We start from the raw sequence: 25560 nt of genomic DNA, 5'->3' as shown, positions 1-25560 counted from the left end.
GCCCGGACACCTGAGGGAAGGGTGTCCGGGCCGCGGCCGTTCTCGGGTCCCGCCGGGCTCAGCGCGCCGAGAAGCGGTGCACCGTGCTGGAGCGGTAGGTCTCACCGGGGCGCAGCACCGTGGAGGGGAACGACGGCTGGTTCGGGGAGTCGGGGAAGTGCTGGGTCTCCAGGCAGAGCCCGTCACCCTGGCGGTAGGTGCGGCCCGAGGGTCCTGTCAGGGTGCCGTCCAGGAAGTTGCCGGAGTAGAACTGCACCCCGGGCTCCGTCGTGTCGATCTGCATGGTGCGCCCGGACTCCGGGTCGCGCAGCGTCGCGAAGTGCTCGGGGCGGCGCGTGATGCCCTTGTCGAGGACCCAGTTGTGGTCGTAGCCCTTGGCGGTGATCAGCTGCGGGTGCGCGGCGCGGATGTCCTCGCCGACGGTCTTCGCGCGCCGGAAGTCGAAGGGCGTGCCCGCCACCCGCGCCAGCTCGCCGGTGGGGATCAGCCCCTTGTCGGTCGGCGTGAACCGCCCCGCGCGCAACGTGAGTTCGTGGTCGTAGATGCCGCCGCTGCCCTCGCCCGCGAGGTTGTAGTACGTGTGGTTGGTGAGGTTCACGACGGTGGCCCTGTCGGTCGTGGCCGCGTAGTCGATCCGCCAGTCGCCGCGCGCGGTGAGGGTGTACGTCACCTTCACCCGCAGCGTCCCCGGGTAGCCCATCTCGCCGTCGGTGCTGACGTACCGCAGGACCAGGCCGACCCCGGTGGAGCCGGTGAACGGCTCCACGTCCCACACCCGCGTGTTGAAGCCCTTGGCGCCGCCGTGCAGGCTGTTCTCCCCGTCGTTGACCGAGAGCTGGTGGGTCTTGCCGTCCAGGGTGAAGCGGCCGCGGGCTATGCGGTTGCCGTAGCGGCCGATCAGCGCCCCGAAGAACGTGGTCCCCGCGGCGTACGCCTCGATCGTGTCGTAGCCGAGCGAGACATTGGCGTACCCGCCGTGCCGGTCCGGGAGTTCGAGGGACTGCACGATGCCGCCGTAGGAGAGCACCTTCAGGCGCGTGCCGCCGTTCGCCAGCGACCAGCGGTACACCTTGGTGCCGTCGGCGAGCCTGCCGAACAGCTCCTTCGTGGGCTTCGCCACGCGCTCGGCGCCACCCGGTGACGCGTACGAGGTGCCCGCGACGGCTGCGGAGAGGCCGGCCGCGGCGGCGGTGGCCAGGACGGTGCGTCTGCTCGATTCCATGTGCGACTCCATTGCGGCTCCAGAGGGGGAGAGGGGAGAGACGTGCGGTTACCGGCCGACCTTGCGCTTGTTCCAGACGTCGAAGCCGACCGCGGCGAGCAGCACGAGCCCCTTGATGACCTGTTGGTAGTCCGTGCCGATGCCGACGAGTGACATGCCGTTGTTGAGCACGCCGAGGACTAGGCCGCCGATCACGGCGCCCAGCACCGTGCCGACGCCGCCGCTCATCGACGCACCGCCGATGAACGAGGCCGCGATGGCCTCCAGCTCGAAGTTCAGGCCCGCCTGGGGGGTGCCCGCGTTGAGGCGGGCCGCGTACACGCAGCCCGCGAGCGCCGCGAGGACGCCCATGTTGACGAAGACCAGGAAGGTGACCCGCTTGTCCTTGACGCCCGAGAGCATCGCCGCGGCCTTGTTGCCGCCGAGCGCGTACACGTGCCGGCCGACGACGGCGTTGCGCATCACATAGCCGAGGCCGATCAGCAGCCCGCACATGATGAGCATGACGACCGGCACCCCGTGGAAGCTGGCGAGCGTCAGCGTGAAGGCGACCACCGCCGCCGTCATCGCCACGCACTTCGCCGCCCACAGACCGGCCGGAAGCACCTCCAGGTCGAAGGCCGACTGCCGCTTGCGGTCCCGCCATTCACGCAGGAGGAGGAACGCGACGGTGGCGAGGCCGAGGACGAGCGTCGGGTTGTGGTACTGCGTGTACGGGCCCATCTCCGGGATGAAGCCCTTGGCGATGTTCTGGAAGCCCTCGGGGAACGGCGCGAGCGACTGGCCCTCCAGGACGATCTGCGTGAGGCCCCGGAAGAGCAGCATGCCGGCCAGCGTCACGATGAACGACGGGATGCCGACGTAGGCGATGAAGAAGCCCTGCCACGCGCCCGCGACCGCGCCGATCAGGAGGGAGAGGACGAGCGCGAGCACCCACGGCATGTCGTGCTTGACCATCATCACCGCCGACATGGCGCCGACGAAGGCCACCAGGGAGCCGACGGACAGGTCGATGTGGCCGGCGATGATGACGATCATCATGCCGATGGCCAGGATGAGGATGTAGCCGTTCTGCTGGATCAGGTTGGAGACGTTGTTCGGAAGGAGCAGCGTGCCGTCGGTCCAGATCTGGAACAGCACGACGATGAACGCGAGGGCGACGAGCATGCCGTACTGGCGCATGTTGGCGCGCATGCTCTCGATGAGCAGCGCGCCGGCCCGCCGTGCGACGGGCGGCGGCGCGGCGGACGAATCGCGTGGGGGCGTGGTCGTGGTGGTCATGGCGGGCCTCAGCTCCTGGTGCTTCTGGTCTTGGTCATATGGCGCATCAGGACTTCCTGGGTGGCCTCCGCGCGCGTGACCTCACCGGTCAGGCGGCCCTCGGCCATCGTGTAGATCCGGTCGCACATCCCGAGCAGCTCCGGCAGTTCGGAGGAGATGAACAGGACCGCCTTGCCCTGCGCCGCGAGCCTGTCGATGACGGTGTAGATCTCGTACTTGGCGCCCACGTCGATGCCGCGCGTCGGCTCGTCGAGGATCAGGACCTCGGGGTCGGCGTGGATCCACTTGCTCAGGACGACCTTCTGCTGATTGCCGCCGGAGAGGCGGCCCACCTGCTCGAAGACCGTGGGCGTCTTGATGTTCATCGACTTCCGGTAGCGCTCGGAGACCTGGCGCTCGTGGTGTTCGTCGACGAAGCCGCCGACGCGGCGCCCGCGCATGCCGGGCAGCGAGGCCAGCGAGACGTTGCGATTGATGTTGTCGATGAGGTTCAGGCCGTAGCGCTTGCGGTCCTCGGTGACGTACGCGATCCCCGCGCCGACCGCCGCCGGCACCGTCCTGGTCACCACCGGGCGGCCGTTCACGGCCACGCTTCCGGCGACGTACTGCCCGTACGACCGCCCGAAGACGGACATCGCCAGCTCGGTGCGGCCCGCGCCCATCAGACCCGCGATGCCCACGATCTCGCCGCGCCGCACCGTCAGCGACACGTCGTCGACGACTGTGCGCTGGTGGTCGACCGGATGCCGCACCGTCCAGCCCTCGACGGACAGCGCCGGCTCGCCCGCGTCCGCGCCCTCGTACGGTGTGCGGTCGGGGAAGCGGTGGTCCAGGTCGCGGCCGACCATGCCCCGGATGAGGCGGTCCTCCGACAACTGGGCCAGGGCGTCGGGGCTCTGGCGTACGGTCAGTGTCTCGACGGCCTGCCCGTCGCGCAGGATCGTGACCGCGTCGGCGATCTGCCGGATCTCGCCCAGCTTGTGCGAGATGATGATGCTCGCGACGCCCTGTCCGCGCAGCTCCACGATCAGGTCGAGGAGCTTGCCGCTGTCCTCGTCGTTGAGTGCGGCCGTCGGCTCGTCGAGGATGAGCAGTTTCACCTCCTTCGACAGCGCCTTGGCGATCTCCACCAGCTGCTGCTTGCCCACGCCGATGTCGGAGACCGGCGTCTGCGGCTTCTCGCGCAGGCCCACCCGCTTCAGCAGGGCGCTCGCCCGGCGCAGCGTGTCGTTCCAGTCGATGAAGCCCCGGGTGGACTGCTCGTTGCCGAGAAAGATGTTCTCCGCGATCGACAAGTACGGGACGAGCGCCAGCTCCTGATGGATGATCACGATTCCGTGGCGTTCGCTGGCGCGGATGTCCTTGAACGCCATCCGCTCGCCCTCGAAGAGGATCTCGCCGTCGTAGCTGCCGTGCTGGTGCACCCCGCTGAGGACCTTCATCAGCGTGGACTTGCCCGCGCCGTTCTCCCCGCAGATGGCGTGGATCTCCCCGGGCCGCACGGACAGATGCACGTCGGAGAGCGCCTTGACGCCGGGGAACGTCTTGGTGATGCCGCGCATCTCCAGGAGCGGCGCGCTCACTTGAGCTGCCCTGCCGTGAAGTACCCCTCGTCGACGAGGAGCCGGGTGTTGGACTTGTCTACGCTCACCGGCTTCAGCAGGAAGGCCGGCACGGTCTTCTCGCCGTTGTTGTAGTCCTTCACATTGTTGACCTGCACCTTCTTGCCGTTCAGGACGGCGTCGCCCATCTTCACCGTCTGCGCGGCGAGTTTCCGCGTGTCCTTGAAGACGGTCTGCGTCTGCTCGCCCCGCATGATCGACTTCACCGAGGCCAGCTCGGCGTCCTGCCCGGTGATGACCGGCAGCGGCTCGCTCCTGGTGCCGTACCCCGCGCTCTTCAGCGCCGAGATGATGCCGATGGAGATGCCGTCGTAGGGCGAGAGCACCGCGTCGACGCGCTGCTCGCCGTAGCTCTTGCTGATCAGGTCGTCCATGCGCTTCTGCGCGGTGCCGCCGTCCCACTTCAGGGTCGTGGCCTGGTTGATCCGCGTCTGCTTGCTGCGCACGACGAGCTGACCGCTGTCGAAGTACGGCTTGAGCACCTCCATGGCGCCGTTCCAGAAGTACTTGGTGTTGTTGTCGTCCGGGTCGCCCGCGAACAGCTCGATCGAGCGGGGCTCGCCCGCGCCCTTCTCGGCCTTGCCGAGCTTCAGCTTGTCGACGAGGTACTGGCCCTGGATGCGGCCGACGCGTTCATTGTCGAACGACGCGTAGTAGTCGACGTTCTTCGTGCCGAGGATGAGGCGGTCGTACGAGATCACGGGGATGCCCGCCTCGTGCGCCCGCTTCAGTACGTCGGTCAGGGCCGAGCCGTTGATCGCGGCGACCACCAGGAGCCGGTGCCCCTTGGTGATCATGTTCTCGATCTGGGCGACCTGGTTCTCCACCTTGTCGTCGCCGTACTGGAGGTCGGTCTCGTAGCCGGCCTTCTTGAACTGCTCCGCCATGTTCTTGCCGTCGGCTATCCACCGTTCGGAGGACTTGGTGGGCATGGCGAGACCGATCGTGCCGCCCTTGCCGTCGTCCGGCTTGTAGCGGCTGCCGCCCTTGGCCTCCTGACCGCAGGCGGAGAGCGACACGGCGAGCAGCGCGGCTGCGGTGGCGACGGCGAGTGTGCGGGTGCGCATGGGTCAGTCCCCTTCCGGGACGGGGAAACGGCACAGCTCGCCGGGGTGCCGCGAGCCGCGCGGCGACATGCCGCCGTCCGCGCCGTGCCGGGCGAGCAGATCGAGGGCGAGCCGGCCGCGCCTGACCCGCTCACGGGCCGTGGCCAGGGCGTGCTCGCGCAGGTGGGCGCCGTAGGGGTAGATGCCGGTGGCCTTGGCGAGGCCGAACTTCACGTACAGGGGGGCGCCACGCCGGATCAGCTCGGCGACCTCGTACATCCGGACGTAGCCGCCGAGGTCGTCGGGCGCCTCGACGTACATGTCCATGGGGGCGCGGCTGACCCTGCGGATCTCGGTGAGGTGGGCCGGGGTCAGATCGGACGGCACGTTGAGCGAGTCGGCGCCGAGCCGCTCGTACACGGCGTACGAGGCGGGGTTGACCGGGCCGGTCAGCGCGGACAGCTTGAAGGTGGTGGCGGCGGGCAGGACGCCGGCGGTGCGCAGCCGGTGCAGCGTCCACAGCACGCCCTCGTCCGCGACGAGCAGGCACCGCACGCCGAGTCCGGTGGCACGCACGGCGTCCTCGACGCAGCCCGCGAGCGCGTCGTGGCCCCGGGCCCGCAGCCCGGCGCCGCCGGAGTCGGTACGGGTGGAGCCGCCGGTGTCCCACGTGCCGCGCGGCCCGGTGAACAGGCACAGCTCGATGTCGCGCTCGGCGCACGCCTCGACCATCTCGGTGATCTCGACGTCGGTGAGCATCCAGACGCCGCTTCCCTGGCTGATGCGGTGAACGGGCACGTCGAGGCGCGCACTCTCCTTGAGCACCACGGCGAGCGCCTCGGGCCCCTCGACGGAGGGGATCTCGGTGCGCCAGGTGCCGCCGTCGGGGAAGGTGTGCGGGGAGGCGTCCGCGGGATCGGGGGAGGGGGCGGCGAGCCCGAGGGCGGTGAGCGCGGGTTCGCCGGGCGGCCGGGGGAGGCAGGTGGAGGGGTCGGTCACAGTCGTCCTTCGCGTCGAATCGCCTTGCCCGGGAGGCCGGACGAGCTTCGTGTCTGGGGTGTACGGGGATGTACGGCGGTGTACGGGGGTGTACGGGGGTAGCCACGCGTCACACGGGGCGCCGCGGTGTCGTGCTCGGAGGCGCGGGGAACCGCGCGACCGGCACCCCCGCGGCCCGCGGACAAGGGAGCCGCTCGGGGCAGGGAGCCGCTCAGGGCAGCAGCAGGACCTTGCCGGTCCCGGGATCACCGCCCCCGACGAGGGCGACCGCCTCCCCGTACCGCTCCAGGGGGAACTCGTGCGTGATCAGCGGCGCCGGGTCGAGCAGCCCGAGCCCGAACGCCCGCACCGCCTCCGACCAGGCCGAGGACGGCGCCCCGAAGACGGAGCGCACCTCCAGCTGACTGAGGGACAGATGCACCGGGTCGATGCCGACGGCCCCCGGCGCGAACATGCCGGTGAGCACGGCCCGTCCACCCCTGCGGGCCAGCAGGCAGGACGAGGCGGCCGTGGTCGGCGCGCCCGCGGTCTCCACCACGAGGTCGAAGGAGCCGTACGCCGACTCCGCCTCCGCGGGGGACAGCGCGCGCGTCGCCCCGAACTCCTGCGCCTGCTCCCCGCGGGCCGCGCGCGGGTCGACGACGGTCAGCTCGGCCGGGTTCGACGCGGCGAGAAGCTGTACGGCGAGCAGTCCGAGAGTGCCCGCGCCCACCACCGCGACGCGCTCACCGGGCCGTGGGCGCCCGGTCCGCACGGCCGCCGCGATCACCGCGGACGGTTCGAGCAGTGCGGCGGCGCGCAGGTCCGCGTCGTCGTGCAGCAGGTGCAACAGCCGTGCGGGGACGGTGAGATGGTCGGCGAAGGCGCCGGGCTCGGTGAACCCGGTCTCCGCGTAGCCGCCGGTGCACAGGCTCGTCTCACCGCACCGGCAGCGCTCGCACACCCCGCACGCCCGGAACCCCTCGGCGACGGTCCTGCGCCCGACGAGGTGGGCGTCGACGCCGTAGCCGACGGCCACCACGGTCCCGGACCACTCGTGGCCCGGCACCACCGGGTAGCGGACGTAGGCGGCGTCGCGGTGTCCGTCGTACACCTCGCGGTCGCTCATGCAGATCCCGGCCGCGGCGACCTCGACCAGGACCTCACCGGGCCCCGGCACCGGCACGTCGCCGGTGACGAGGCGGTGCACGCCCGGCCGGTCGACGACGACCGCGCGGCTGCTCACCTCCCGGCTCCGCCGGGCGCCCGCTTCTCCCAGCCCTCGGCCCACAGGTCGAACCGGGCCTGCTGCTGCGGGAATTCGGCCGCCGCGTCCGTGTCGAGCTCGACGCCGAGGCCCGGCTCGTGCGACAGGTGGAAGCAGCCCGTCTCCGGGTCGACCCGCGGTGCGCCCTTCACCACCTTCTTGATGTCCGCGTCCGCGAAGTCGTTGAAGTGCTCAAGGACCTTGAAGTTCGGTGCGGTGAAGCCGACTTGGAGTGAGGCCGCGGTCAGTACGGGGCCGCCGACGTTGTGCGGGGCCACCAGCATGTAGTGCGTCTCGGCGGTGGCCGCCAGCTTGCGGGTCTCCCAGATGCCGCCGATGTGGCCGACGTCCGGCTGGATGATGTCGACGGCCTGGCTCTCGAAGAGCTCGCGGAACTCGATCCGGTCGTGGATGCGCTCACCGGTCGCCACCGGCATGTCCACCTTGGCGGCGACCTTCGCCAGGGCCTTCAGGTTCTCCGGCGGCACCGGCTCCTCCAGCCACGCCGGCCTAAACGGCGCGAGGTCGCGGGCGAGGCGGATCGCGGTGGCGGGCGAGAACCGGCCGTGCATCTCCAGCATCAGTTCGGCGTCGGGCCCGATCGCGTCGCGCACCGCCTCGATCAACGACACCGCGTACAGGCTCTGTTCGTGGTCCAGTTCGTAGTGGCCGGTCCCGAACGGGTCGATCTTCAGGGCGCGGTACCCGCGCTCCATGACCGCCTGCGCTGCCTTGTGGTACGCCTCCGGGGTGCGCTCGGTGGTGTACCAGCCGTTGGCGTACGCCTTGACGCGGTCGGTGACCTTGCCACCGAGGAGCTGCCAGACGGGGACGCCCAGCGCCTTGCCCTTGATGTCCCAGCAGGCCATCTCGATGACGGCGATGCCCGACATCACGATCTCACCGGCCCGGCCGTAGTCGCCGTACTTCATCCGGCGCACGAGATCCTCGACCGCGAACGGGTCGGACCCCTTGATGTGATTGGCCTCCGCCTCCCTGAGGTAACCCAGAAGTGCGTCCGTGTGGCCGAGCATGCGGGTCTCGCCGACACCGGTCAGGCCCTCGTCGGTATGGACCTGGACGTAGGTGAGATTCCGCCAGGGCGTTCCGACCACATGCGTGCTGATTCCCGTGATGCGCAAGGCAGCTGTCCCTTGACTTGTTCGATATTTCGTCACACGTTCGAAATGTTGGCGTGACGGTATTCACGGTGGCCGGAAGGTGTCAATGGTTCGCGCGGAACGGTCTTGGAGGCCATTGCGCCGCGAACTGCGCCGTGCCTACCCTGTGTTCGTCATATCGATCGGCGACCGAAGTTTCGGACGCGCACGGTGGAGGGCCGAACTCATGGGACGACTGGTGCCCGCGGTGACCAGATCGCTGGACATACTCGAACTGTTCCTCGAGGGTGACGGGACGCTGTCCGCGCCCGAGGTCACCCGCAAGCTCCAGCTGCCGCGCACCACCGTGCACGAGCTGCTGACCACCCTGGCCGCCCGCTCCTACCTCGTCCAGCTGCCGGACCAGCCCGGCCGCTACCGCCTCGGCGTGCGCACCTACCAGCTCGGCAGCCGGTACGCGGAACAGCTCGACCTCGCCGCGGAGGGCCGGCAGGTGGCCCGCGAGGTCGCCGAGACCTGCGACGAGACCGTCCACGTGGCGATCCTGGAGGACACCGACGTCATCTACATCGCCAAGGTGGACTCCACGCACGCCGTGCGGATGGTCTCCGCGGCGGGCCGCAGGCTTCCCGCGCACTGCACCTCTGTCGGCAAGATGCTGCTCGCCTCGCTGCCCCCGACCGAGCTCGAAGCCCGTCTCCGGGGGCGGGAGTTCACCGCCATGACCGCCGCAAGCATCACCGATCGCGACGAGCTCCTGACCGCGCTCGCCGGGATCCGCAGGCGGGGTGTCGCCGTCGAGCACCGCGAGTCCAACCCCGACGTCAGCTGCGTGGCGGCGCCGGTGCGCGACGGCGCCGGGCAGGTCGTCGCCGCCCTCTCCATCTCCGTGCCGATGATCCGCTGGAGCGAGGAGCGCGAGAGCGAACTCGCCGAGCTGGCCGCGAAGGGCGCCGGTGACCTGTCGGTGCGCCTCGGCCACCGGGGCGCGCGATGACGTACGCGTACGAAGTGGCCGTGCGCGCGCAGGCGTCGCTCGGCGAGGGCCCCACCTGGGATGCGGCGGCCCAGCGGCTGATCTGGGTCGACATCCTCGGCTCGCGCCTGCACACCTACGCGCCCGGCGACGGCCGCCGCACGGTCATGGCCACCGAGCAGCACGTGGGCGCCGCGAAGCCCCGCGCGGGCGGCGGCCTGGTCGTCAACCTCCGCGACGGCATCGGCCTGTACGGACCCGGTGGCGCCCCCTTCGCCTGGCTGGTGCGCGATCCGGTGCCGGGCCGCCGGGGCAACGACGCGGCCGTCGCGCCCGACGGCGCGCTCTGGGCGGGCACCATGCGCTACGACGAGGCGCCGGGTGGCGGCGCCCTCACCCGCGTCGCCCCCGACGGCACCGTCACCGAACTGCTCGGCTCGGTGGCCGTCAGCAACGGCACCGGCTGGAGCCCCGACGGGCGGCTCGTCTACTACGTCGACAGCCCCACCCGGCGCATCGACGTACTCGACCACAGCGGTCAACGCGCGCTGAACAGACGCCCGTTCGCGCACATCAAGGAAGGAGCGGGCTTCCCCGACGGCCTCACCGTCGACGCCGACGGCTGTGTCTGGGTCGCCCTCTGGGACGGCGCCGCGATCCGCCGCTACACCCCCGAGGGCAGGCTCGACAGAGTCGTGCGGCTGCCGGTGCGCCGCCCCACTGCCTGCGCCTTCGGCGGCCCCGGCCTGCGCGACCTGTACATCACCACGGCCCGCACCGGCCTCGACCGCCCGCACCCCCTCTCGGGCTCGCTCCTGGTCGTGCCGGACGCGGGCCATGGCATGCCTGGCGTCCCTTTCGCGGGCTGAGACTCGCGGGCTGAGGCTCAGCCCTTCTTGGCGAGGGCGCAGGTGGCCGTCGCGGTCTTCTTCGGGTCGCTCACCGAGCGGGCGGTGAGGGTGAGGCGGCTGTGCGGGCGGGCGGACGGCCGCGCGGTGACGGCGACGTCCACGTCGACGGTGGAGCCCGCCTTCGCGGTGGTCAGCCTGGTCGGCAGCCAGGCGGACCAGCCGCGGCCCGAAGCCTTCGCGGAGAGCCGGTAGACGTCGGATGCGAGGTAGCGGGAGACGTCCTCGGGGTGGTCGCCCGGCGGGTCGGCGAGCGCGCGGCCGGTGTTCTTCAGCGGGAACGTGCAGATGGCGCGGCTCTTGGCGGGATTGCCCTTGGCATCGCCGCGGCCCAGGGCGGTGCCGCGGCGCTGCGGGCCCGCGCCGTCGAGGGACTTGACCGCGATGGTGTACGAGAGGATGCCCGAGGGGCCGCGCCGGATGTCGGTGACGTAGAAGTGCAGGCGGTTGGCGCGGTCGACGTACTCGTAGGAGCTGCCGGAGTCGGCGCCGGCGTGGAAGAGCGCGTCGCTGAGCTGCCGGTAGTCGCCCATGGTGATCTTCTGCGGGGTGCCGTCGGGGCGCGTGAAGTCCACCATGCCGATGTCCTCGGGGTGGGCGTCGATCACCCAGGCGAAGGGCGCCCGGTCCTGGTTCTTGGTCTTGCTGATCAGCACGCCGTTGTCCGGAGTGAAGGAGTCCATGCCCATGCGGTCCACCACTTCGGCGGTGTAGTTCTGGTAGCCGCCGCCGTCGCACAGCGGGTCGGTGCCGCGGTCGCAGGCGGGGGACCGGTCGCGGGACATGGCGATGTTGATGCCGGAGAGGCCGGTGGCGCCGGGCGGCGCCGAGCGGGCGGTGACGTCGGCGACGACCACGCCGGAGTCCTTGAGGGCGTCGCGGTCCAGGCGCAGCACGTTCTTCTCATCCACGATGCCGAGCTTCAGCTTGTCGCGCAGCACGTGGTGGGAGCCCATCGAGCCGCCCTCGGTCGCCGGGATCTTCCAGCGGGTGTGCGGTCCGCCGGGCCCGTTGAACGAACCGCGCGAGAGCATGCTCCAGATGCCGGTGTAGCTGCGGCTCAGGGGTGTGCCGTAGGGGTTGTTGTAGTTGTCGCCGATACCCAGGATGTGGCTGAGCTCATGGGCGTACACCCCCATGCCCGAGCTCTCGGCCTGGGTGGAGGAGCCGGTTTCGGCGTTGGGCCAGATGCGGGCCGCGGCCTGCCAGGAGGTCCACGGCACATAGCGGGTGGCGGCGGCGTTGCCACCGGACGGGATGGGGGACGGCGGCCCCCACGCGGCCGGTACCTGTGCCTGGGCGGCGAACTTCATCTGGCCGAACTCCTGCCAGGTGGAGGACTCGTCCTGCCCCGCGGTGAGGAAGAAGACGAAGTCGTACTTGGCCGCCTCCGCCTCGCCGACCTGCGCGATCCAGGCGGCCCTGCCGTCGGTGCGGATGTTCTTGCCGCAGGTGGTGCCGGTGGGGCAGGCGCCGGGGTTCATGCCGGGCTCGACGCCGTACTGGAAGGACTTGAACGGCATGCGGTAGACGCCGAAGGCCTTCAGGTCGACGCCGACGCGGCCGCCGGAGTCCTCCATCCAGTACTCGTTGATGGTGTGCCCGTGGTTGAGAGGGCCGGGCTTGTTGAGGAAGTCCTGATAGAACCGGGGCAGTTGAGTGCGGGGAACGTTGGATGCGGTCGGCTGCGGGTTGCCGAAGACGCTCGACCCGGGCGGCCCGCTGACCGTGAACCCCTCGTCGGGGTAGTCCAGGAGGACCAGGGCGCCCTTGAAGGTCCGGTCGGTGGCTTTGACGTCGGGGTTCGCCCAGTCGGTGCCGGGCACGGAGCGGTGGTCGCCCCAGGTCATGTCGTCGGGGTTGCGCCAGTTCTGCGGGTCGACGGGCCGGATCAGGGACGGGCGGGACCGGGTGGTGTCGCCGGGCCCGTCGGGCGTCGCCTGCGCGGTGCCGACGGCGGCCGCCGCCAGGGTGGCGAGGACGGCGGCAATGACGGTGGTGCGTCTGTGTCGGAGGAACATGGCTCACCTCGTGCCTCTTGCCGGGGCAAAATGGACAAGTGCATGACAAGCCGTGCGAGTGGTGCGGTCACCGCTGCCCAAGGTAGGCCGCCCGGAGCAGTGATGCCAGAGTGCCATCAGGGCGTTCGCGTGGCGTCTCCCTCGCCCGCGCCATGTGCGTCAAGAGCCCTCCCGGTGGGCAGGATCGTCTTCACGCCGCCGGACGACCGGCCCGGCGGCCCGCCCAGCGCCCGCCCCAGAAGGAGCCGACCATGGCAGCCGACCGGCACGGCCACCCGATGTCCCGCACCGGCGCCGATGCCGTGGCCGCCTACGAGCAGGCGCTCGACCACCTCCTCTTCTTCCGCCCCGAGGTGGCCGACGCCTCCCGGCAGGTGCTCGCCGCCGCCCCGCGCTCCGTCATGGGCAACGTCCTGGCCGCCCATCTCGGCCTGCTCGGCACCGAGGAGAAGGACGCCGCCGACGCCCGCGAGGCCTTCGAGCGCTTCGACGAGCACGTGCACCGGGGCGAGATGACACCGCGCGAGCGGATGCACGTCGCCGCCGCCACCGCCTGGCTGCGAGGAGACATCCACCGGGCGGGCCGGGTGCTCGGCGAGATCACCGTGGAGTACCCGCACGACGTGCTCGCCCTGGCCGTCGGCCACCAGATCGACTTCTTCACCGGCGACGCGCCACGGCTGCGCGACCGCGTCGGCGGCGCCCTCTCGGCCTGGGACGAGGCGGACCCGCACTACGGCCCCGTCCTTGGCATGTACGCCTTCGGCCTGGAGGAGGCGGGCCACTACGAGCAGGCCCGGGAGAGCGGCCTCGCGGCCGTCGAGCGCCGGCCGCGCGACGTGTGGGCGATCCACGCGGTGGTCCACACCTACGAGATGCAGGGGCGGTTCGCCGACGGCATCCGCTACCTCGACGCCCGCGCCGGGGACTGGGCGGCGGGCAACTACCTGAACGTGCACAACTGGTGGCACTACTGCCTCTACGCCCTGGAGGCCGGTGACATCCCCCGCGTACTGGAAATCTACGACAGCGCCCTGCACCACGCCCGGTCGACGGGCGCGGCGATGGAACTCCTGGACGCAGCCGCCCTGCTGTGGCGCCTGCACCTGGCGGGCGAGGACGCGGGAGACCGCCGGCAGCGGCTCGCCGACGCCTGGGCCGACCGGCACGACGGCGCGTACTACGCCTTCAACGACGTGCACGCGGTCATGGCGTACGTCGGCGCGGACCGCACCGCCGACGCCGCACGCCTGGTGCGCGAGCGCGAGGCCTACGTCGCACGCGGCGGCGCCGGGCTCGCCAACCACGCCATGACCGCGGAGGTCGGCCTGCCCGTCTGCCGCGCGCTCATCGCCTATGGCGCGCACGACTACGACGGGGCCGTGGACCTCCTGCTCCCCGTCCGCCACCGCCTGCACACATACGGCGGAAGCCACGCCCAGCGCGACGCCGTGCACAAGACCCTGCTGGAGGCCGCACTGCGCGGGAGCCGCCGCAACCTGGCCCGCACCCTGCTGAGCGAGCGCATCAGCCTGCGCCCGGTCTGCCCGTACAACTGGCTGGCCCGGGCACGCCTGGCCGAGGAGGCGGGGCAGGCCGCGCTCGCCGCCACGGCCCGCGCGAGGGCGGCGGACCAGGCGGCACAGGGGGTGGCGGCCCTCAAGGGCTGAGGCCGCTGAGGCCGCTGAGGCCGCTGAGGCGGTGAGAACAGTGAGAGCAGTGAGAGCGCGGGAGGGGGCCCCTAGCGTTCGAGTTCCCGCAGGTACTTCCCGAACTTCTCCAGGCCGTCGACGTTGCGCGGCCCGCTGATGCCCTCGTTGTAGTCGAGGACGAAGAAGTTGTTCTTCCGCACGGCGGGCAGCTCCCTCGTGTGCGGGGACTTCTTCAGGAACTCGATCTTCTTCTTCGCGGGCCGGTCGCCGTAGTCGAAGATGATGACGACCTCGGGCTCCGCCTTGGCCACGGCCTCCCAGTTGACCTGCGTCCAGCGCTCGTCGAGGCCGTCGAAGATGTTCCGGCCGCCCGCGCTCTTGATGATGTCGTTCGGCGGGACCTGGCTGCCTGCCGTGAAGGGCTGGTCGGTCCCCGAGTCGTAGAGGAAGACCGGCACCCGCCTGCCGCCCTTGGGCGCCTTCTCCTCGACGGCCGCCACCCGCTTCTTCAGGTCACCGACGACCTGATCCGCCTTCTTCTGGACGCGGAAGATGGCGCCGAGTCGCTCCAGGTCGGTGTACAGCGCCTTGAACGGCGTGACCTTCTCCGGATGTCCGGGGTAGTTGAAGCAGCTCTCCGTGTGCATGAAGCTCTGGACGCCGAGCTCGTCCAGGATCTTCGGGGTGATGCCGCGCTGGTCGCTGAAGCCGGAGTTCCACCCCGCGACGACGAAGTCGGACTTCGCCTCGACGACCAGCTCGTTGTTGAGCAGATCGTCGCCGAGCATCTTCACCTTGGCGTACTCCGACGCCCAGGGGGACTCGCTCACCGGTGGGTTGGCGGGCGGCAGCACGTACCCGTGCACGTGCTCGGTGAGGCCGAGGCTGAACAGCTTGTCGGCGCTGCCGCCCTCGTACGCCACGGCACGCTGCGGGACCTTGTAGGAGACGGGCTCGCCGCAGCGCTTGACGGTGGTCTTCGCCGCCGTCCCGGCGCCGCTGTCCGAGTCGATGTCGGCGCCGCAGCCGACGAGCAGCGTCAGCGCGAGCGCGGAGCCCGCCGCGACGGATCGGGTGTGGGACATGGGGATTCGGTGCCTTTCAGAGGGAGGGGTCGAGCGAGTAGAGCAGCTGCGGGTCGCCCGTCAGCGGGTGCGTGACGACGCTGGCCCTGACGCCGAACACCTCGGCGACCAGCTCTTCGGTGAGGACGTCCGCGGGCGTTCCCGAGGCCACGAGCCGCCCCTGGGACAGCACCCCGATCCGGTCGCAGGCCGCCGCCGCGAGGTTCAGGTCGTGCAGGACGACGAGGACGGTGAGGCCCGCGCCGCGCAGATGCGAGAGGACCTCGATCTGGTGGCGTACGTCGAGGTGATTGGTCGGCTCGTCGAGGACCAGGACCTCGGGCTCCTGGACGAGTGCCCGGGCGAGCAGCACGCGCTGGCGCTCGCCGCCGGACAGGGTCAGGGCGCTGCGCCGGGCGAGATGACGGATGCCGAGCCGCTCCATCGCCCGCGCGCACAGCTCCCGTTCGCGTGCGTCGAGGGCCTGGTTGCCACGCTGGTGCGGGGCCCGGCCGAGCGCGACGACCTCCTCGACCGTGAAGTCCAGGTCGACGGCGCCGTCCTGCGTCATCGCGGCGACGAGCTGCGCGCCGCGCCGCATCGTGAGCCCGGCGAGGACGTCCCCACCGACCCGTACCGTGCCCGTCGTGGGGCGCAGCGCGCGGTACACGCAGCGCAGCGCGGTCGACTTGCCGCTGCCGTTCGGGCCGACCAGACCGACGACCCGGCCGCTGCCCACGGCGAGCGACAGATCGCGCACCAGGCTTCTGCCGTCGGTGACGACGCCGAGTCCTTCGATGTGCAGGTCCATCTCAACGGCCTCCGAAGACATAGCCCTTGCGCCGCATCAGCACGATGAACACCGGCACGCCGACCAGCGCGGTGATGACGCCCAGCGGCAGTTCGCGCGGCGCCACCACCGTCCGGGACAGCAGGTCGACCCAGACCATGAAGACGGCTCCGGCCAACGGAGCGACGGCGAGGACCCGGGCGTGCGTGGCGCCGACGACCATCCGCACCAGGTGCGGCATGACCAGGCCCACGAAACTGATGGCGCCGCTCACGGCGACCATCACGCCGGTGACCAGCGAGACGAGCACCAGCAGCCACTTGCGGTGCCGGTCGGCGCCGACGCCCAGGCTGGCGGCTGTCTCGTCGCCGAGCGCGAGCACGTCGAGCGCCCTGGCGTGCCGGTACAGCACGGCGACGCCGAGCAGTACGGCCGCGGACACGACGGGCAGCGCCCCCCAGCCGGCGGCGCCGAAGCTGCCCATGGTCCAGTACAGGACCATGCCGGTCGCCTCGCTGTCCGGCGCGAAGTAGATGATCACGCTCATCAGGGCCTGGAAGCCGAGCGACATCGCGACGCCCGTCAGGACAAGGCGCAGCGGGGAGAGCGAGCCCCGGTCGCTCGACGCGGCGTAGACGAGGAAGGACGCGACGACGGCGCCGATGAACGCGCCCGCCGACACCGCGTAGACACCGAGCGCGGCCAGGCCGCCGGTCACCGTCACGCCGACGGCGCCCACCGACGCCCCCGAGGAGACGCCGAGTACGAACGGGTCGGCGAGCGCGTTGCGCACCATCGCCTGGATGGCCACGCCGACCGCGCTCAGACCGGCCCCCACCAGGGCGGCGAGCAGCACGCGCGGTGTCCGGATCTGCCAGATGATCTGATACGTCGTGTTCTCGTCGGCACCGATGCGGCCGCCGCTGAGCGCCGCCCACAGATAGCGGGCGGTGTCGCCCGGCGTGACCACTGCCGCGCCGAGCCCGATCGCCACCACGACGGAGGCGACCAGGAGGAGGAAGAGGGCGGCGCAGGTCAGGAGGAGGGCTTTGGGGGACGTGAGGCGGTCGCGCATGTCGACGGGCCCGGCGGGGGCGGTCGGCTCGGTGGGCCGGGCGGGCGTGGTGGGTGCCTCGAAGGACGCGGTCACGAGGTCTCCCCGTCCAAGGCCGTGCCTGCCCGCAGCACCAGCGCGGCGGCGCAGGCCGCGACGGTGACGAGCACGCCGAACACGACGGCCACACCCGGATATCCGGCGAGCCCGAGCCCCGCCCCGCCGAGCGCCGCGCCGACGAACACGCCGAGGCTCATGCCGGCCGCGTTGACGCTCAGCGCGGATCCGCGCAGTCCAGGACCGCAGCGTCGCACGACGAGGCTGACGACGCAGGCCGCGACGACGGCGTGGCTCGCCGCGTGCAGCGAGGTGAGGGCGAGCGCGAGCGGCAGCCAGTGCGTGAAGTAGAAGCCGACGACGGAGACGAGCGCGGCCAACAGGCCGAACACGAGCAGCCGTTCGGTGCCGACACGCGGTTCGGTGGCGTTGGTGAGGCGTCCCGTGAGGAGATTGCTGACGAAGAACGACGCGCCGCTCAGCGTCCATACGAAGGTGAAGAGCCCGGCGCCCAGGTCGAACCGCTCCTCGTAGAACGCCGCGAGATAGGAGAGGTAGCCCATGAACACGGCGGTGCGCAGGAGCGCGATCAGGAGCAGCGGCACCACGCCGCGCACCGCGCCGAGCGCCCTGAACGAGGCGACGTATCCCAGGCGTTGGGGCGGGTGGTTCTCCTTGGCGGCGGCCGTATCCTTGCGGCGCGCGACGAATACCACCGCGAGGAGCAGCGAAAGGACGCTCACGCCGAGCAGGTCGCCCTGCCACCCCCAGAACAGCGCGGGCAGCGCGATGACGGGCGCGGCGAGCATGGCGGTCATGGACTGGACGGCGGTGACCAGGGTCGCCGCGCGCCCGGCCGCCCTGCCGGTACCGAAGCGGTCGGCGGCAGCGGCGGTCAGCGCCGGGTTGAGGACGGACGTGCTGGCGCCGATGAGCAGGCAGAAGACGGCGAGCAGGGCGAAGTCACCGGCGGCGCCGAGCGCGGCCGTTGCGCCGAGGGCGGCGAGCGCGCCCGCCGCCGCCCACTCCTTGGGGACCCGGTCGATGAGCGGCGCGAGCGCGGTGCCGACGAGCAGGGCGGCCAGGCCGCCGAGTCCGCGCAGCCCGCCCATCGCGGCGACGCTGCTGCCCGCCTCGTCGGCGATGGGTACGAGGTACGTGCTGAAGACGGTGAACGGCAGCAAGCCCACGGCCGAGGCGAGCAGCACCGGCCACAGGGTGCGGGCCATGCGCAGGTCACCGGGGAGCGGCTCGGTCTCCTCGCTGATGTCGGTGCCGACGCTCACGAGGCCGCTCCGCTCGCGAGCGCGGCGCGGTAGCGGTACATCGGGGTCGGGTCGGCGCTGAACTGGGAGAACGTGAACGGCTCCGCGTTCAGCCCGGTGACGCCCGCGCCGAGGAAGGCCCGGGCGACGGCGCTGCCGCTCTGGGCGTAGACGATCAGCGGCACGCCGTGTTCGACGCAGTGCCGCAGGATCAGGTCGAACGTGCCGTTGCTGAGGGTCATGCCGGTGGCGACGACGACGTCGGCCTGTGCGAGGACCTCGGTCATGTCGTCGGTGACGGGCTCGCCCCACGCGGTCGTGCGCAGGTTCAGATCGCAGGGGAGGCAGACGCCGCCGCGCTCCCGTATCGCCGCGACGAGCGGGTTGACCACGCCGATCAGGGCGACCCGGGCGCCCGGCTCGATGTCCAGCAGCCCGGCGACGGCGGTGTCGCGGGCCTCGGCGCGGACCTCGGGCGTCCCGGCAGGCAGCGTGACGCACTCGGCGTCGTCCGCGTCGCGGTGCGGGCGGACCCGGGCCAGGTAGGCGTCGAGCGCCGCCGTGCGCACGGGCGCCGACTCGTCGCGGAGCAGCTTGTCCAGGGACCGGCCCGAGGCGTTCTCGCAGAAGCCGGGGGTGAGTTCACCCGCCTCGAAGGAGCAGGCGCCGAAGGAGTCGCCGACGCGGAGCAGCAAGTAGTGGTTGTGGTAAGTGACTTCGCCGTCGGCGAGCCGGGTGGTGTGGTAGAGCCAGAACGCGCTGGTCACGGTGAGATCGGCCGGGTCGGGGCCGTGGGCGCCCGACAGGACGGCGTCGGTGAGCTCCGCGACGGTGTGGGGAGCGGGGTGCGACATGTGGGTTCTTTCCAGGTGCGTGGGTGTGCGTGGGTGTGCGTGGGTGTGCGTGCCAGATGCGTTGAGGCGCCCGGCGTAGGCGTTCAGGGGGCGGCGGGCGGCCAGGCCGTCGTGGACCAGGGGTGCCGCAGTTCGTCGAGCGAGGTGATCTCGTGCGGCTTCAACGTGTCGGCTTCCTGGGCCTGTCCGTGCCGGGCGTAGGCGCTCTCCACGTAGCGGTGTCCGGTGTCGGCGGCGATGAAGACGTACGTGCGGGAGTCGTCCCTGCGGCGCTCCCACAGTGCGCTCAAGTAGGCGGCGCCCGCCGAGAGTCCGGCGAAGATGCCGCTGGTGCGCAGCAGCGAGACCGCTCCGGAGAGCGCGCTGTCGAAGTTCACCCAGTGCACGCGGTCGTACAGTTCGTGCCGCACGTTGCGGAACTCGATGGCACTGCCGATCCCCGCGATGATCATGTCCGGGTCCGCGACGTGCTCGGAGCCGAACGTGACGCTGCCGAAGGGCTGCACGCCCACGAGTGACACGTCCCGGCCCGCCTCGCGCAGGCAGGTGGCGAGGGCCCCGGTCGACGCGCCCGAGCCGACGCCGCCGACCAGCGCGAGGGGCCCGGCCGGAATCTCCTTGTCGATCTCGTCGGCGACATCGCGGTAGCCGTAGTAGTGGATGCCGTCGTGGTACTGCCGCATCCAGTGGTACGAGGGATGGTCCGCGAGGATCTCGGCGATGCGCCGCACCCTCGTCTCCTGGTCGAGGCGGAGGTCTTTGGAGGGCGCGACCTGTTCCAGCGTGGCGCCGAGGATCTCCAGCTGTACGCGGGTCGAGCGGTCGACGGTGGTGGAGCCCACGATGTGGCACTTCATCCCGTAGCGGTGGCAGGCGAGCGCGAGGGCCTGGGCGTAGATGCCGCTGGAGCTGTCGATGAGCGTGTCGCCCGGCCGGACGGCGCCCGTCTCGAGGAGGTGCCGGACGGCTCCGAGGGCCGAGTAGATCTTCATCGTCTCGAATCGGAGACAGGCCAGGTCCGGGGCGAGCGATATGAGATCCGGTCTCTTCATCGCTTCGGCGATGTGTGGATGCATGGCGGGAAACCCCCGTAGGGACGTTGGGGCGTGCGGGCAGGGAGGGAGCCGGGGGCCGGGAGGGGAACCGGGCGGCCCCCGGGACGCCGAGAGCATCACACTAGATGAAAATGATTGTCAAGAGCAGGTAGGGTCGGCACACTGCTGGTCGCGGGGTGCCGTGCCGAGCGCCGTGCTCGTGCGCACCGCGACGTCGAAGGGAGTCGCGTGAAGCTGTTCCAGGAGGCCGGGGTCAGGCCTCGACCGCCGCGAGAGGCGGCCCCGCCCGGGGTGGGAGTCGGTACCGCCTTCGGTACGTTCGGAGAGCTGCTCCAGGGCGTACTGCCGGAGGACGACGGCGACTTCCTCGTGACGCTGCCCGTCGCGCGGTGGACCATGGCGACGTTCCGGCAGGGTTCCCCCTCCGGGGAGCTCGAAGTCCGGCCGGCCGGGAAGGTGAAGGCGCTCCGACTGGCGCGCATGATCGCCGACTTGGCGCCTGAAGGCCCGGACCACGTGCCCGGCGGAGTGCTCACCGTCAGCAGTGTGATCCCCGAGGGCAAGGGGCTCGCCAGCTCGTCCGCCGACCTCGTCGCCACGGCGCGCGCGGTCGGCCGGGCCCTCGGCGTCGCCATGCCGCCCGCGAGGATCGAACGGCTCCTGTCCCGCATCGAACCCACCGACGGCGTGCTCTACCCCGCGATCGTCGCCTTCCACCACCGCAGCGTCCGGCTCCGCTCGGTCCTCGGCGCGCTCCCCGCCATGGCCGTGGTCGGCATCGACGAGGGCGGCTCGGTGGACACGGTGGACTTCAACCGCATCCCCAAGCCGTTCACGGCGACCGACCGGCGCGCCTACGCCGGTCTGCTCGGACGTCTCACCGACGCCGTGCGCCACGGGGACCTGGCGGAGGTCGGCCGGATCGCCACGCGCAGCGCCCTGATGAACCAACGCCTGCGCCACAAGAAGGCGTTGGGACCCATGCTGGAGGTCTGCCGCGAGGTCGGCGGCCTCGGGGTGGCGGTGGGGCACAGCGGTACGACCCTGGGCGTGCTCCTCGACGCCACGGACCCCGCGTACACGCGGCGCGTCATGGCGGCGGCGCAGGCATGCGGGGAGCTGACGGGCGGGGGCCCGGCGGCGGGCGGGGTGGCGGTCTACCGGACGCTGAGCTTCGGCAACGTCTCGGGTCGTCCGGGTGCCCCCGCGTTCCCCGTTCCGGCGGTCGCGGGCGAGGGCGGGCCGTGACGGGCGGTCCGCCCGGGGCCCCGGATCTCAGCGGCGCCCGGCCGCCCCGCCGTCCCCGTCGCCGCGCGCCCCGGTCCACGCCGAACGGCGCAGCAGCCGCAGCCCGTTGAGGCCGACCAGGACCGTGGAGCCCTCGTGGCCCGCGACACCGAGCGGCAGGGGGAGGTGCCCTGCCAGGTCCCAGGTCACCAGCGCGCCGATGCAGAGCGAGGCGATGACGAGGTTCTGCGCCACCACGCGCCGGGCGCGGCGGGAGAGCGCCACCACGGCGGGCACGGTGGCGAGTTCGTCGCGCACCACCACCGCGTCGGCGGTCTCCAGGGTCAGGTCGGATCCGGTCCTGCCCATGGCGACGCCGCAGTGCGCGGCGGCGAGCGCGGGTGCGTCGTTGACGCCGTCACCGACGATCAGGACGCGTTCGCCCCGCTCCTCCCACCCCCGTACGGCCGCCACCTTGTCCTGCGGGAGCAGCCCCGCGCGTACGTCCTCGATCCCCGTCTCCCGTGCCGTCGGGGCGGCGGCGCCCGAGGTGTCGCCGGTCAGCAGCACCGGCTCCGATCCGGTGAGCCCACGCAGGGCCGCGACCGCGTCGGCCGCCCCGGGGCGTGGCAGGTCGGTGAGGTGGAGGGTGGCGGCGGGGGCGCCGTCGACCAGGACCACCACCACGGTGCGGGCGTCTTCCTTCGGCACGCCGGGAGGCACGGCCGCCGCGTCCAGGAGCCGTTCCGGGCTGCCGACCCGGACCTCGCGGCCCCCGACGACCGCGCGCACCCCGTACCCGGGCATCGCCGCGAAGTCCCGGGCGCCCGGCAGGCGCAGGCCGCGCTCGCGTGCGGCGGCGACCACGGCGCGGGCCAGGGGGTGTTCGCTGGAGTGCTCGGCCGCCGCGGCGAGCGCGAGCACCTCGTCCTCGGCGAGGCCCGTGCCGGGCAGTGCCCGCACCTCCGAGACCCGGGGCGTCCCCTCGGTCAGCGTGCCCGTCTTGTCCAGGGCGGCCTTCGTCACCGTGCCGAGCCGCTCCATCACGACGGCCGACTTGACGAGCACGCCGTGCCGGCCGGCGTTGGCGATGGCGGAGAGCAGCGGCGGCATGGTGGCGAGGACCACCGCACAGGGCGAGGCCACGATCATGAAGGTCATGGCCCGCAGCAACGTCTCGGTGAACCCGGCGCCGAGCGCGAGCGGGACGCCGAAGAGCGCGAGGGTGGCGGCCACCACACCGACCGAATACCGCTGTTCGACCTTCTCGATGAACAACTGGGTCGGTGCCTTGGTCTCGCTGGCCTCCTCGACCATGGCGACGATGCGGGCGATGACGAAGTCCGCGGGATCGCGGCCGACCCGCACCCGCAGGGCGCCCGTGCCGTTGAGGGTGCCCGCGAACACCTCGTCGCCCGCCGCCCTGGGCACGGGCAGCGGTTCGCCGGTGATGGTGGCCTGGTCCACCTCGCTGCTGCCGTCGAGTACGGTGCCGTCGGCGGGCAGCCGCTCCCCGGGCCGTACGAGAACGGTGTCGCCGACCCGCAACGCATCGGCCGCCACCTGCTCCTCGCCGCCCTCGCCGCCCGCACCGGCTGACCCGGTGAGCCGCACCGCCCGGGCGGGCGCCAGATCGAGCAGCCCGCGCACGGAGTCAGCGGTGCGCCGGGTCGCCAGCGCCTCCAGCGCTCCCGAGACCGCGAAGATGACGATGAGCAGGCCGCCGTCGAGGAACTGCCCGATGGCCGCGGCGCCGAGAGCCGCGACCACCATCAGCAGATCGACGTCGAGGCTCCGCTCCCGCAGCGCCTGAAGCCCCGCCACGGTCGGCTCCCAGCCGCCGGCCGCGTAACAGAGCACGTACAGCGGCCCCCACAGCCAAGCGGGCGCCCCGGCCAGGTCGAGCGGGCACGCGAGCAGGAAGGCGGCCGTGGCCAGCGCGGCCCAGCGCACCTCGGGCAGGGCGAGGGCGCGGGTGGAGCGGGGCCGGCCGGGCGTCGGAGGGGCGGGGGCCGGGGACGGCCGGTCGCCCACCAGAGCGGAGGACATCGGAGCACACCTCTTCACGGAGGGGGAGCGTGGCGGGGCGGAGCAGGGCAGGGCCGGGCGGTGGGTCCCCGACGAAGGGCTCCGCGCCGCGATCCACCATAGCGGAACACATGAAGAGGTCTTCAAGTGTATGACGAGTAGGATTGCCGCATGGGACACGGAGTCGAGAGCAGGATCAGCCCCGCGGCGCACCTCGACGCGGACTCCGCGGCCACGATCGCCGCCACTCTCCAGGCGCTGGCCACACCGTCCCGGCTGATGATCCTCACCAAGCTGCGCCAGGGCCCGTGCGGGGTCGGCGCGCTGGCCGACGCGGTGGGCATGGAACAGTCGGCGGTCTCCCACCAGTTGCGCCTGCTCCGCGCCCTCGGCCTGGTCACCGGCGCCCGCGAGGGCCGCCGCATCGTCTACAGCCTCTATGACAACCACGTGGCGCAGCTCCTGGACGAGGCCGTCTACCACATCGAGCATCTGCGCCTCGGCGCCCGGGACCTCCCCGCGCGCGGCGAGGGCGACAGGCCCTGAGAGCCTGTCTTTGAACCCCCGCCTGCGCCTCGACGCCCGGCACGCGCCCTCGGCGCACGGAGTTCCAGGACAGGTGGCTCCGCCACATGACCTGGAACTCCGCACTCCGATCGCACGCACCGAACGCCGCTGCGCCCGCGCTTCGCGCGGACGACGGGGGTTCAAAGACAGGCTCTCAGACCGCCCGAACCCGCAGGCCCCGCCGCCCGGCTGCTCCGAGCGGGTGAACCATGATTGCCCGTCGGGTTCAAGGGCAAGCGGGGTTCGACCCCTTGCCTCGTACCCCGAGCGAGGCAGGGGTCATTCCAGTACTTCGATCCCGGGGCCGGGCCGCGGCCCGGCGAGTGGGCCGGGTCCCCTGGACGGGATCACCGCGGTGCGCTCGGCCAGGTCGTCGACGACGTCGAGCAGGCTGCCGGTGCGGGCGTGGGCGGTGCGCTGCCGCCCGGCGCCACCGCCGCACGCGAGCAGTTGCCGCAGCACCACGGTCACTTGGCGGAGCTCGCCGTGTGCCGCGAGGGTCGGGCGCGCGTATTCGAGGAGGCGCCGGACCTGGTGCCGGGTCGGCACGAGCCGGCTGGTGCGTGGGTCGAGGCTGTGCCCGCTCAGCCCGTCGCGGGCGCAGCGCCAGTACGCGGCGCGCAGCAGCGCGTCGTCCACGGCCGGACCGGGATCGCCGCGCCGCACCCTTTCCAGGGCCTGGACGACCAGCGCCCGTACCAGGACGGCGAGGGCCGCCGCCTCCTCGACGCTCGTGGTGACGTCCATCGCCCTGATCTCCAGGGTGGGCAGATGGGCGCAAGGCCGCACGTCCCAGTACAGCGAGCGTTCACCGAGGGTCGCACCGGCCACTTGCAGCGACGCCGCGAGCGCGTCGTAGTGGGCGGCCGACGAGAAGTACGGCGGGGGTCCTGCCACCGGCCAGCGGGTGGAGCCGAGCGTGCGCCAGCTGCAGTAGCCGCTGTCCCGTTCCTCCCAGAAGGGCGAGTTGGCCGCCACCGCCACGAGCGTGGGCAGCCACGGCCGCAGATGGTTGCTGATCAGGACGGCATGGTTCCGGTCGGGCACCTCGACGTGCACGTGCAGGCCACAGAAGGCGAAGGTGTCGTACAGCGACCGGAACGTCTCGAACTGGGCGTGGTAGTGCGGATCGGTGTTGAGCGGGACCGGCGCCCGCATGCCGAGCAGCGGCGTGGCCGAGGCGACGAGGCGCAGGCCTTCGTCGGCCGCGGCGCCCGCGACGGTCCGGCGGACCCGCCGCAACTCGCGGCCGAGCTGGCCCAGGGTCCCGCAGGGTGGTGTCTTGCCCTCCACCTGGTACTGGGAGGCCTCGCCGGTCACCAGGTCCCCGGCCAGCGGCTTCACGCGGGGCAGGACCCGGGCGGCTGCCGCGACGACGGCACGGTGCGATGCGTCGACGAGGAAGTACTCCTCCTCGACGCCGACGGTGGGAAGGTGGTCCGCCATGCGTGTCGGGCCCTTCGAAGAGACGGCGAGCGGCGCGTGCCTGTCCACCTTCCTCGCCC

General features: G+C 71.9%; 21 protein-coding genes. 5 read left to right on the top strand and 16 right to left on the bottom strand.

Annotated features, from left to right (window positions below; genetic code table 11):
• Positions 1 to 58: 58 nt before the first annotated feature.
• The 7 genes from ACFVYR_RS03200 to ACFVYR_RS03170 form a co-directional block, all read right to left on the bottom strand.
• A complete protein-coding gene (locus tag ACFVYR_RS03200; RefSeq protein WP_384247959.1) occupies positions 59 to 1222 on the bottom strand; it encodes an aldose epimerase family protein in 1164 nt (387 codons plus the stop codon).
• A 48-nt stretch (positions 1223 to 1270) separates the two neighbouring features.
• Complete coding sequence (gene mmsB / locus ACFVYR_RS03195) at positions 1271 to 2503, bottom strand: multiple monosaccharide ABC transporter permease (protein ID WP_384247957.1); 1233 nt, start codon at positions 2501 to 2503, stop codon at positions 1271 to 1273.
• Positions 2504 to 2511: 8 nt separating this feature from the next.
• A complete protein-coding gene (gene mmsA / locus ACFVYR_RS03190; protein WP_384248032.1) occupies positions 2512 to 4065 on the bottom strand; it encodes a multiple monosaccharide ABC transporter ATP-binding protein in 1554 nt (517 codons plus the stop codon).
• Between the two features lie 17 nt (positions 4066 to 4082).
• Positions 4083 to 5192 (bottom strand): multiple monosaccharide ABC transporter substrate-binding protein, encoded by a 1110-nt coding sequence (gene chvE / locus ACFVYR_RS03185; RefSeq protein WP_384247956.1) that lies wholly within the window; start codon positions 5190 to 5192, stop codon positions 4083 to 4085.
• A 3-nt stretch (positions 5193 to 5195) separates the two neighbouring features.
• Complete coding sequence (locus ACFVYR_RS03180; protein WP_384247954.1) at positions 5196 to 6170, bottom strand: hypothetical protein; 975 nt, start codon at positions 6168 to 6170, stop codon at positions 5196 to 5198.
• Positions 6171 to 6381: 211 nt separating this feature from the next.
• Complete coding sequence (locus ACFVYR_RS03175; RefSeq protein ID WP_384247953.1) at positions 6382 to 7395, bottom strand: zinc-binding dehydrogenase; 1014 nt, start codon at positions 7393 to 7395, stop codon at positions 6382 to 6384.
• Positions 7392 to 8558 carry a mandelate racemase/muconate lactonizing enzyme family protein gene (locus ACFVYR_RS03170; protein ID WP_384247952.1) on the bottom strand — a complete coding sequence of 389 codons (1167 nt, stop codon included), beginning with the start codon at positions 8556 to 8558 and terminating at the stop codon, positions 7392 to 7394. Before ACFVYR_RS03170 ends, ACFVYR_RS03175 begins: the two co-directional genes overlap by 4 nt.
• Positions 8559 to 8763: 205 nt before the next feature.
• Between ACFVYR_RS03170 and ACFVYR_RS03165 the strand changes: the two genes are divergently transcribed.
• Both ACFVYR_RS03165 and ACFVYR_RS03160 read left to right on the top strand, forming a co-directional pair.
• Positions 8764 to 9534 carry an IclR family transcriptional regulator gene (locus ACFVYR_RS03165; RefSeq protein ID WP_384247950.1) on the top strand — a complete coding sequence of 257 codons (771 nt, stop codon included), beginning with the start codon at positions 8764 to 8766 and terminating at the stop codon, positions 9532 to 9534.
• Positions 9531 to 10382 (top strand): SMP-30/gluconolactonase/LRE family protein, encoded by an 852-nt coding sequence (locus ACFVYR_RS03160; RefSeq protein WP_384247949.1) that lies wholly within the window; start codon positions 9531 to 9533, stop codon positions 10380 to 10382. The genes ACFVYR_RS03165 and ACFVYR_RS03160 overlap by 4 nt, the downstream gene beginning before the upstream one ends.
• Before the next feature lie 17 nt (positions 10383 to 10399).
• Here the strand turns inward: ACFVYR_RS03160 and ACFVYR_RS03155 are convergent, their stop codons facing one another.
• On the bottom strand, positions 10400 to 12442 hold the full coding sequence (locus ACFVYR_RS03155; protein ID WP_384247948.1) for a M6 family metalloprotease domain-containing protein: 2043 nt from the start codon (positions 12440 to 12442) through the stop codon (positions 10400 to 10402).
• A 251-nt stretch (positions 12443 to 12693) separates the two neighbouring features.
• Between ACFVYR_RS03155 and ACFVYR_RS03150 the strand changes: the two genes are divergently transcribed.
• Positions 12694 to 14112 carry a tetratricopeptide repeat protein gene (locus tag ACFVYR_RS03150; protein ID WP_384247946.1) on the top strand — a complete coding sequence of 473 codons (1419 nt, stop codon included), beginning with the start codon at positions 12694 to 12696 and terminating at the stop codon, positions 14110 to 14112.
• Positions 14113 to 14183: 71 nt separating this feature from the next.
• Here the strand turns inward: ACFVYR_RS03150 and ACFVYR_RS03145 are convergent, their stop codons facing one another.
• The 6 genes from ACFVYR_RS03145 to ACFVYR_RS03120 all read right to left on the bottom strand — a co-directional run bounded on the left by ACFVYR_RS03145 (position 14184) and on the right by ACFVYR_RS03120 (position 20254).
• The gene (locus tag ACFVYR_RS03145) at positions 14184 to 15179 is read right to left on the bottom strand and encodes an ABC transporter substrate-binding protein (protein ID WP_384247944.1); all 996 of its coding nucleotides are present in this window, start codon (positions 15177 to 15179) and stop codon (positions 14184 to 14186) included.
• A 16-nt stretch (positions 15180 to 15195) separates the two neighbouring features.
• Positions 15196 to 15969: an ABC transporter ATP-binding protein gene (locus ACFVYR_RS03140; protein ID WP_384247942.1), complete on the bottom strand. Its 774-nt coding sequence runs from the start codon at positions 15967 to 15969 to the stop codon at positions 15196 to 15198.
• 1 nt (position 15970) lies between these two features.
• Positions 15971 to 17023, bottom strand: coding sequence for a FecCD family ABC transporter permease (locus ACFVYR_RS03135; protein WP_384248030.1), 1053 nt, complete (start codon positions 17021 to 17023; stop codon positions 15971 to 15973).
• A gap of 71 nt (positions 17024 to 17094) precedes the next feature.
• Complete coding sequence (locus ACFVYR_RS03130; RefSeq protein ID WP_384247940.1) at positions 17095 to 18345, bottom strand: MFS transporter; 1251 nt, start codon at positions 18343 to 18345, stop codon at positions 17095 to 17097.
• Positions 18342 to 19178, bottom strand: coding sequence for a Rossmann-like domain-containing protein (locus ACFVYR_RS03125; RefSeq protein WP_384247939.1), 837 nt, complete (start codon positions 19176 to 19178; stop codon positions 18342 to 18344). Before ACFVYR_RS03125 ends, ACFVYR_RS03130 begins: the two co-directional genes overlap by 4 nt.
• 83 nt (positions 19179 to 19261) lie before the next feature.
• Positions 19262 to 20254 carry a pyridoxal-phosphate dependent enzyme gene (locus ACFVYR_RS03120; protein ID WP_384247937.1) on the bottom strand — a complete coding sequence of 331 codons (993 nt, stop codon included), beginning with the start codon at positions 20252 to 20254 and terminating at the stop codon, positions 19262 to 19264.
• A 213-nt stretch (positions 20255 to 20467) separates the two neighbouring features.
• On the opposite strand from ACFVYR_RS03120, the gene ACFVYR_RS03115 reads away from it, so the two are divergent.
• Entirely contained in the window at positions 20468 to 21481 is a 1014-nt protein-coding gene (locus ACFVYR_RS03115; RefSeq protein ID WP_384248029.1) for a kinase, read from the top strand.
• A 27-nt stretch (positions 21482 to 21508) separates the two neighbouring features.
• Here the strand turns inward: ACFVYR_RS03115 and ACFVYR_RS03110 are convergent, their stop codons facing one another.
• Positions 21509 to 23509, bottom strand: a complete 2001-nt coding sequence (locus ACFVYR_RS03110) for a heavy metal translocating P-type ATPase (protein WP_384247936.1) — start codon at positions 23507 to 23509, stop codon at positions 21509 to 21511.
• A 150-nt stretch (positions 23510 to 23659) separates the two neighbouring features.
• Between ACFVYR_RS03110 and ACFVYR_RS03105 the strand changes: the two genes are divergently transcribed.
• Positions 23660 to 24034 (top strand): ArsR/SmtB family transcription factor, encoded by a 375-nt coding sequence (locus ACFVYR_RS03105; protein WP_384247935.1) that lies wholly within the window; start codon positions 23660 to 23662, stop codon positions 24032 to 24034.
• A gap of 300 nt (positions 24035 to 24334) precedes the next feature.
• On the opposite strand, the gene ACFVYR_RS03100 is transcribed toward ACFVYR_RS03105, so the two are convergent.
• Complete coding sequence (locus tag ACFVYR_RS03100) at positions 24335 to 25501, bottom strand: glutamate--cysteine ligase (RefSeq protein WP_384247933.1); 1167 nt, start codon at positions 25499 to 25501, stop codon at positions 24335 to 24337.
• Between the last annotated feature and the right edge of the window lie 59 nt (positions 25502 to 25560).

Source organism: Streptomyces sp. NPDC058284, assembly GCF_042881135.1.
Classification (GTDB): Bacteria; Actinomycetota; Actinomycetes; order Streptomycetales; family Streptomycetaceae; genus Streptomyces.
The sequence above is the reverse complement of the archived record's forward strand: the minus strand, read 5'-3'. Positions and strand labels throughout refer to the sequence as shown.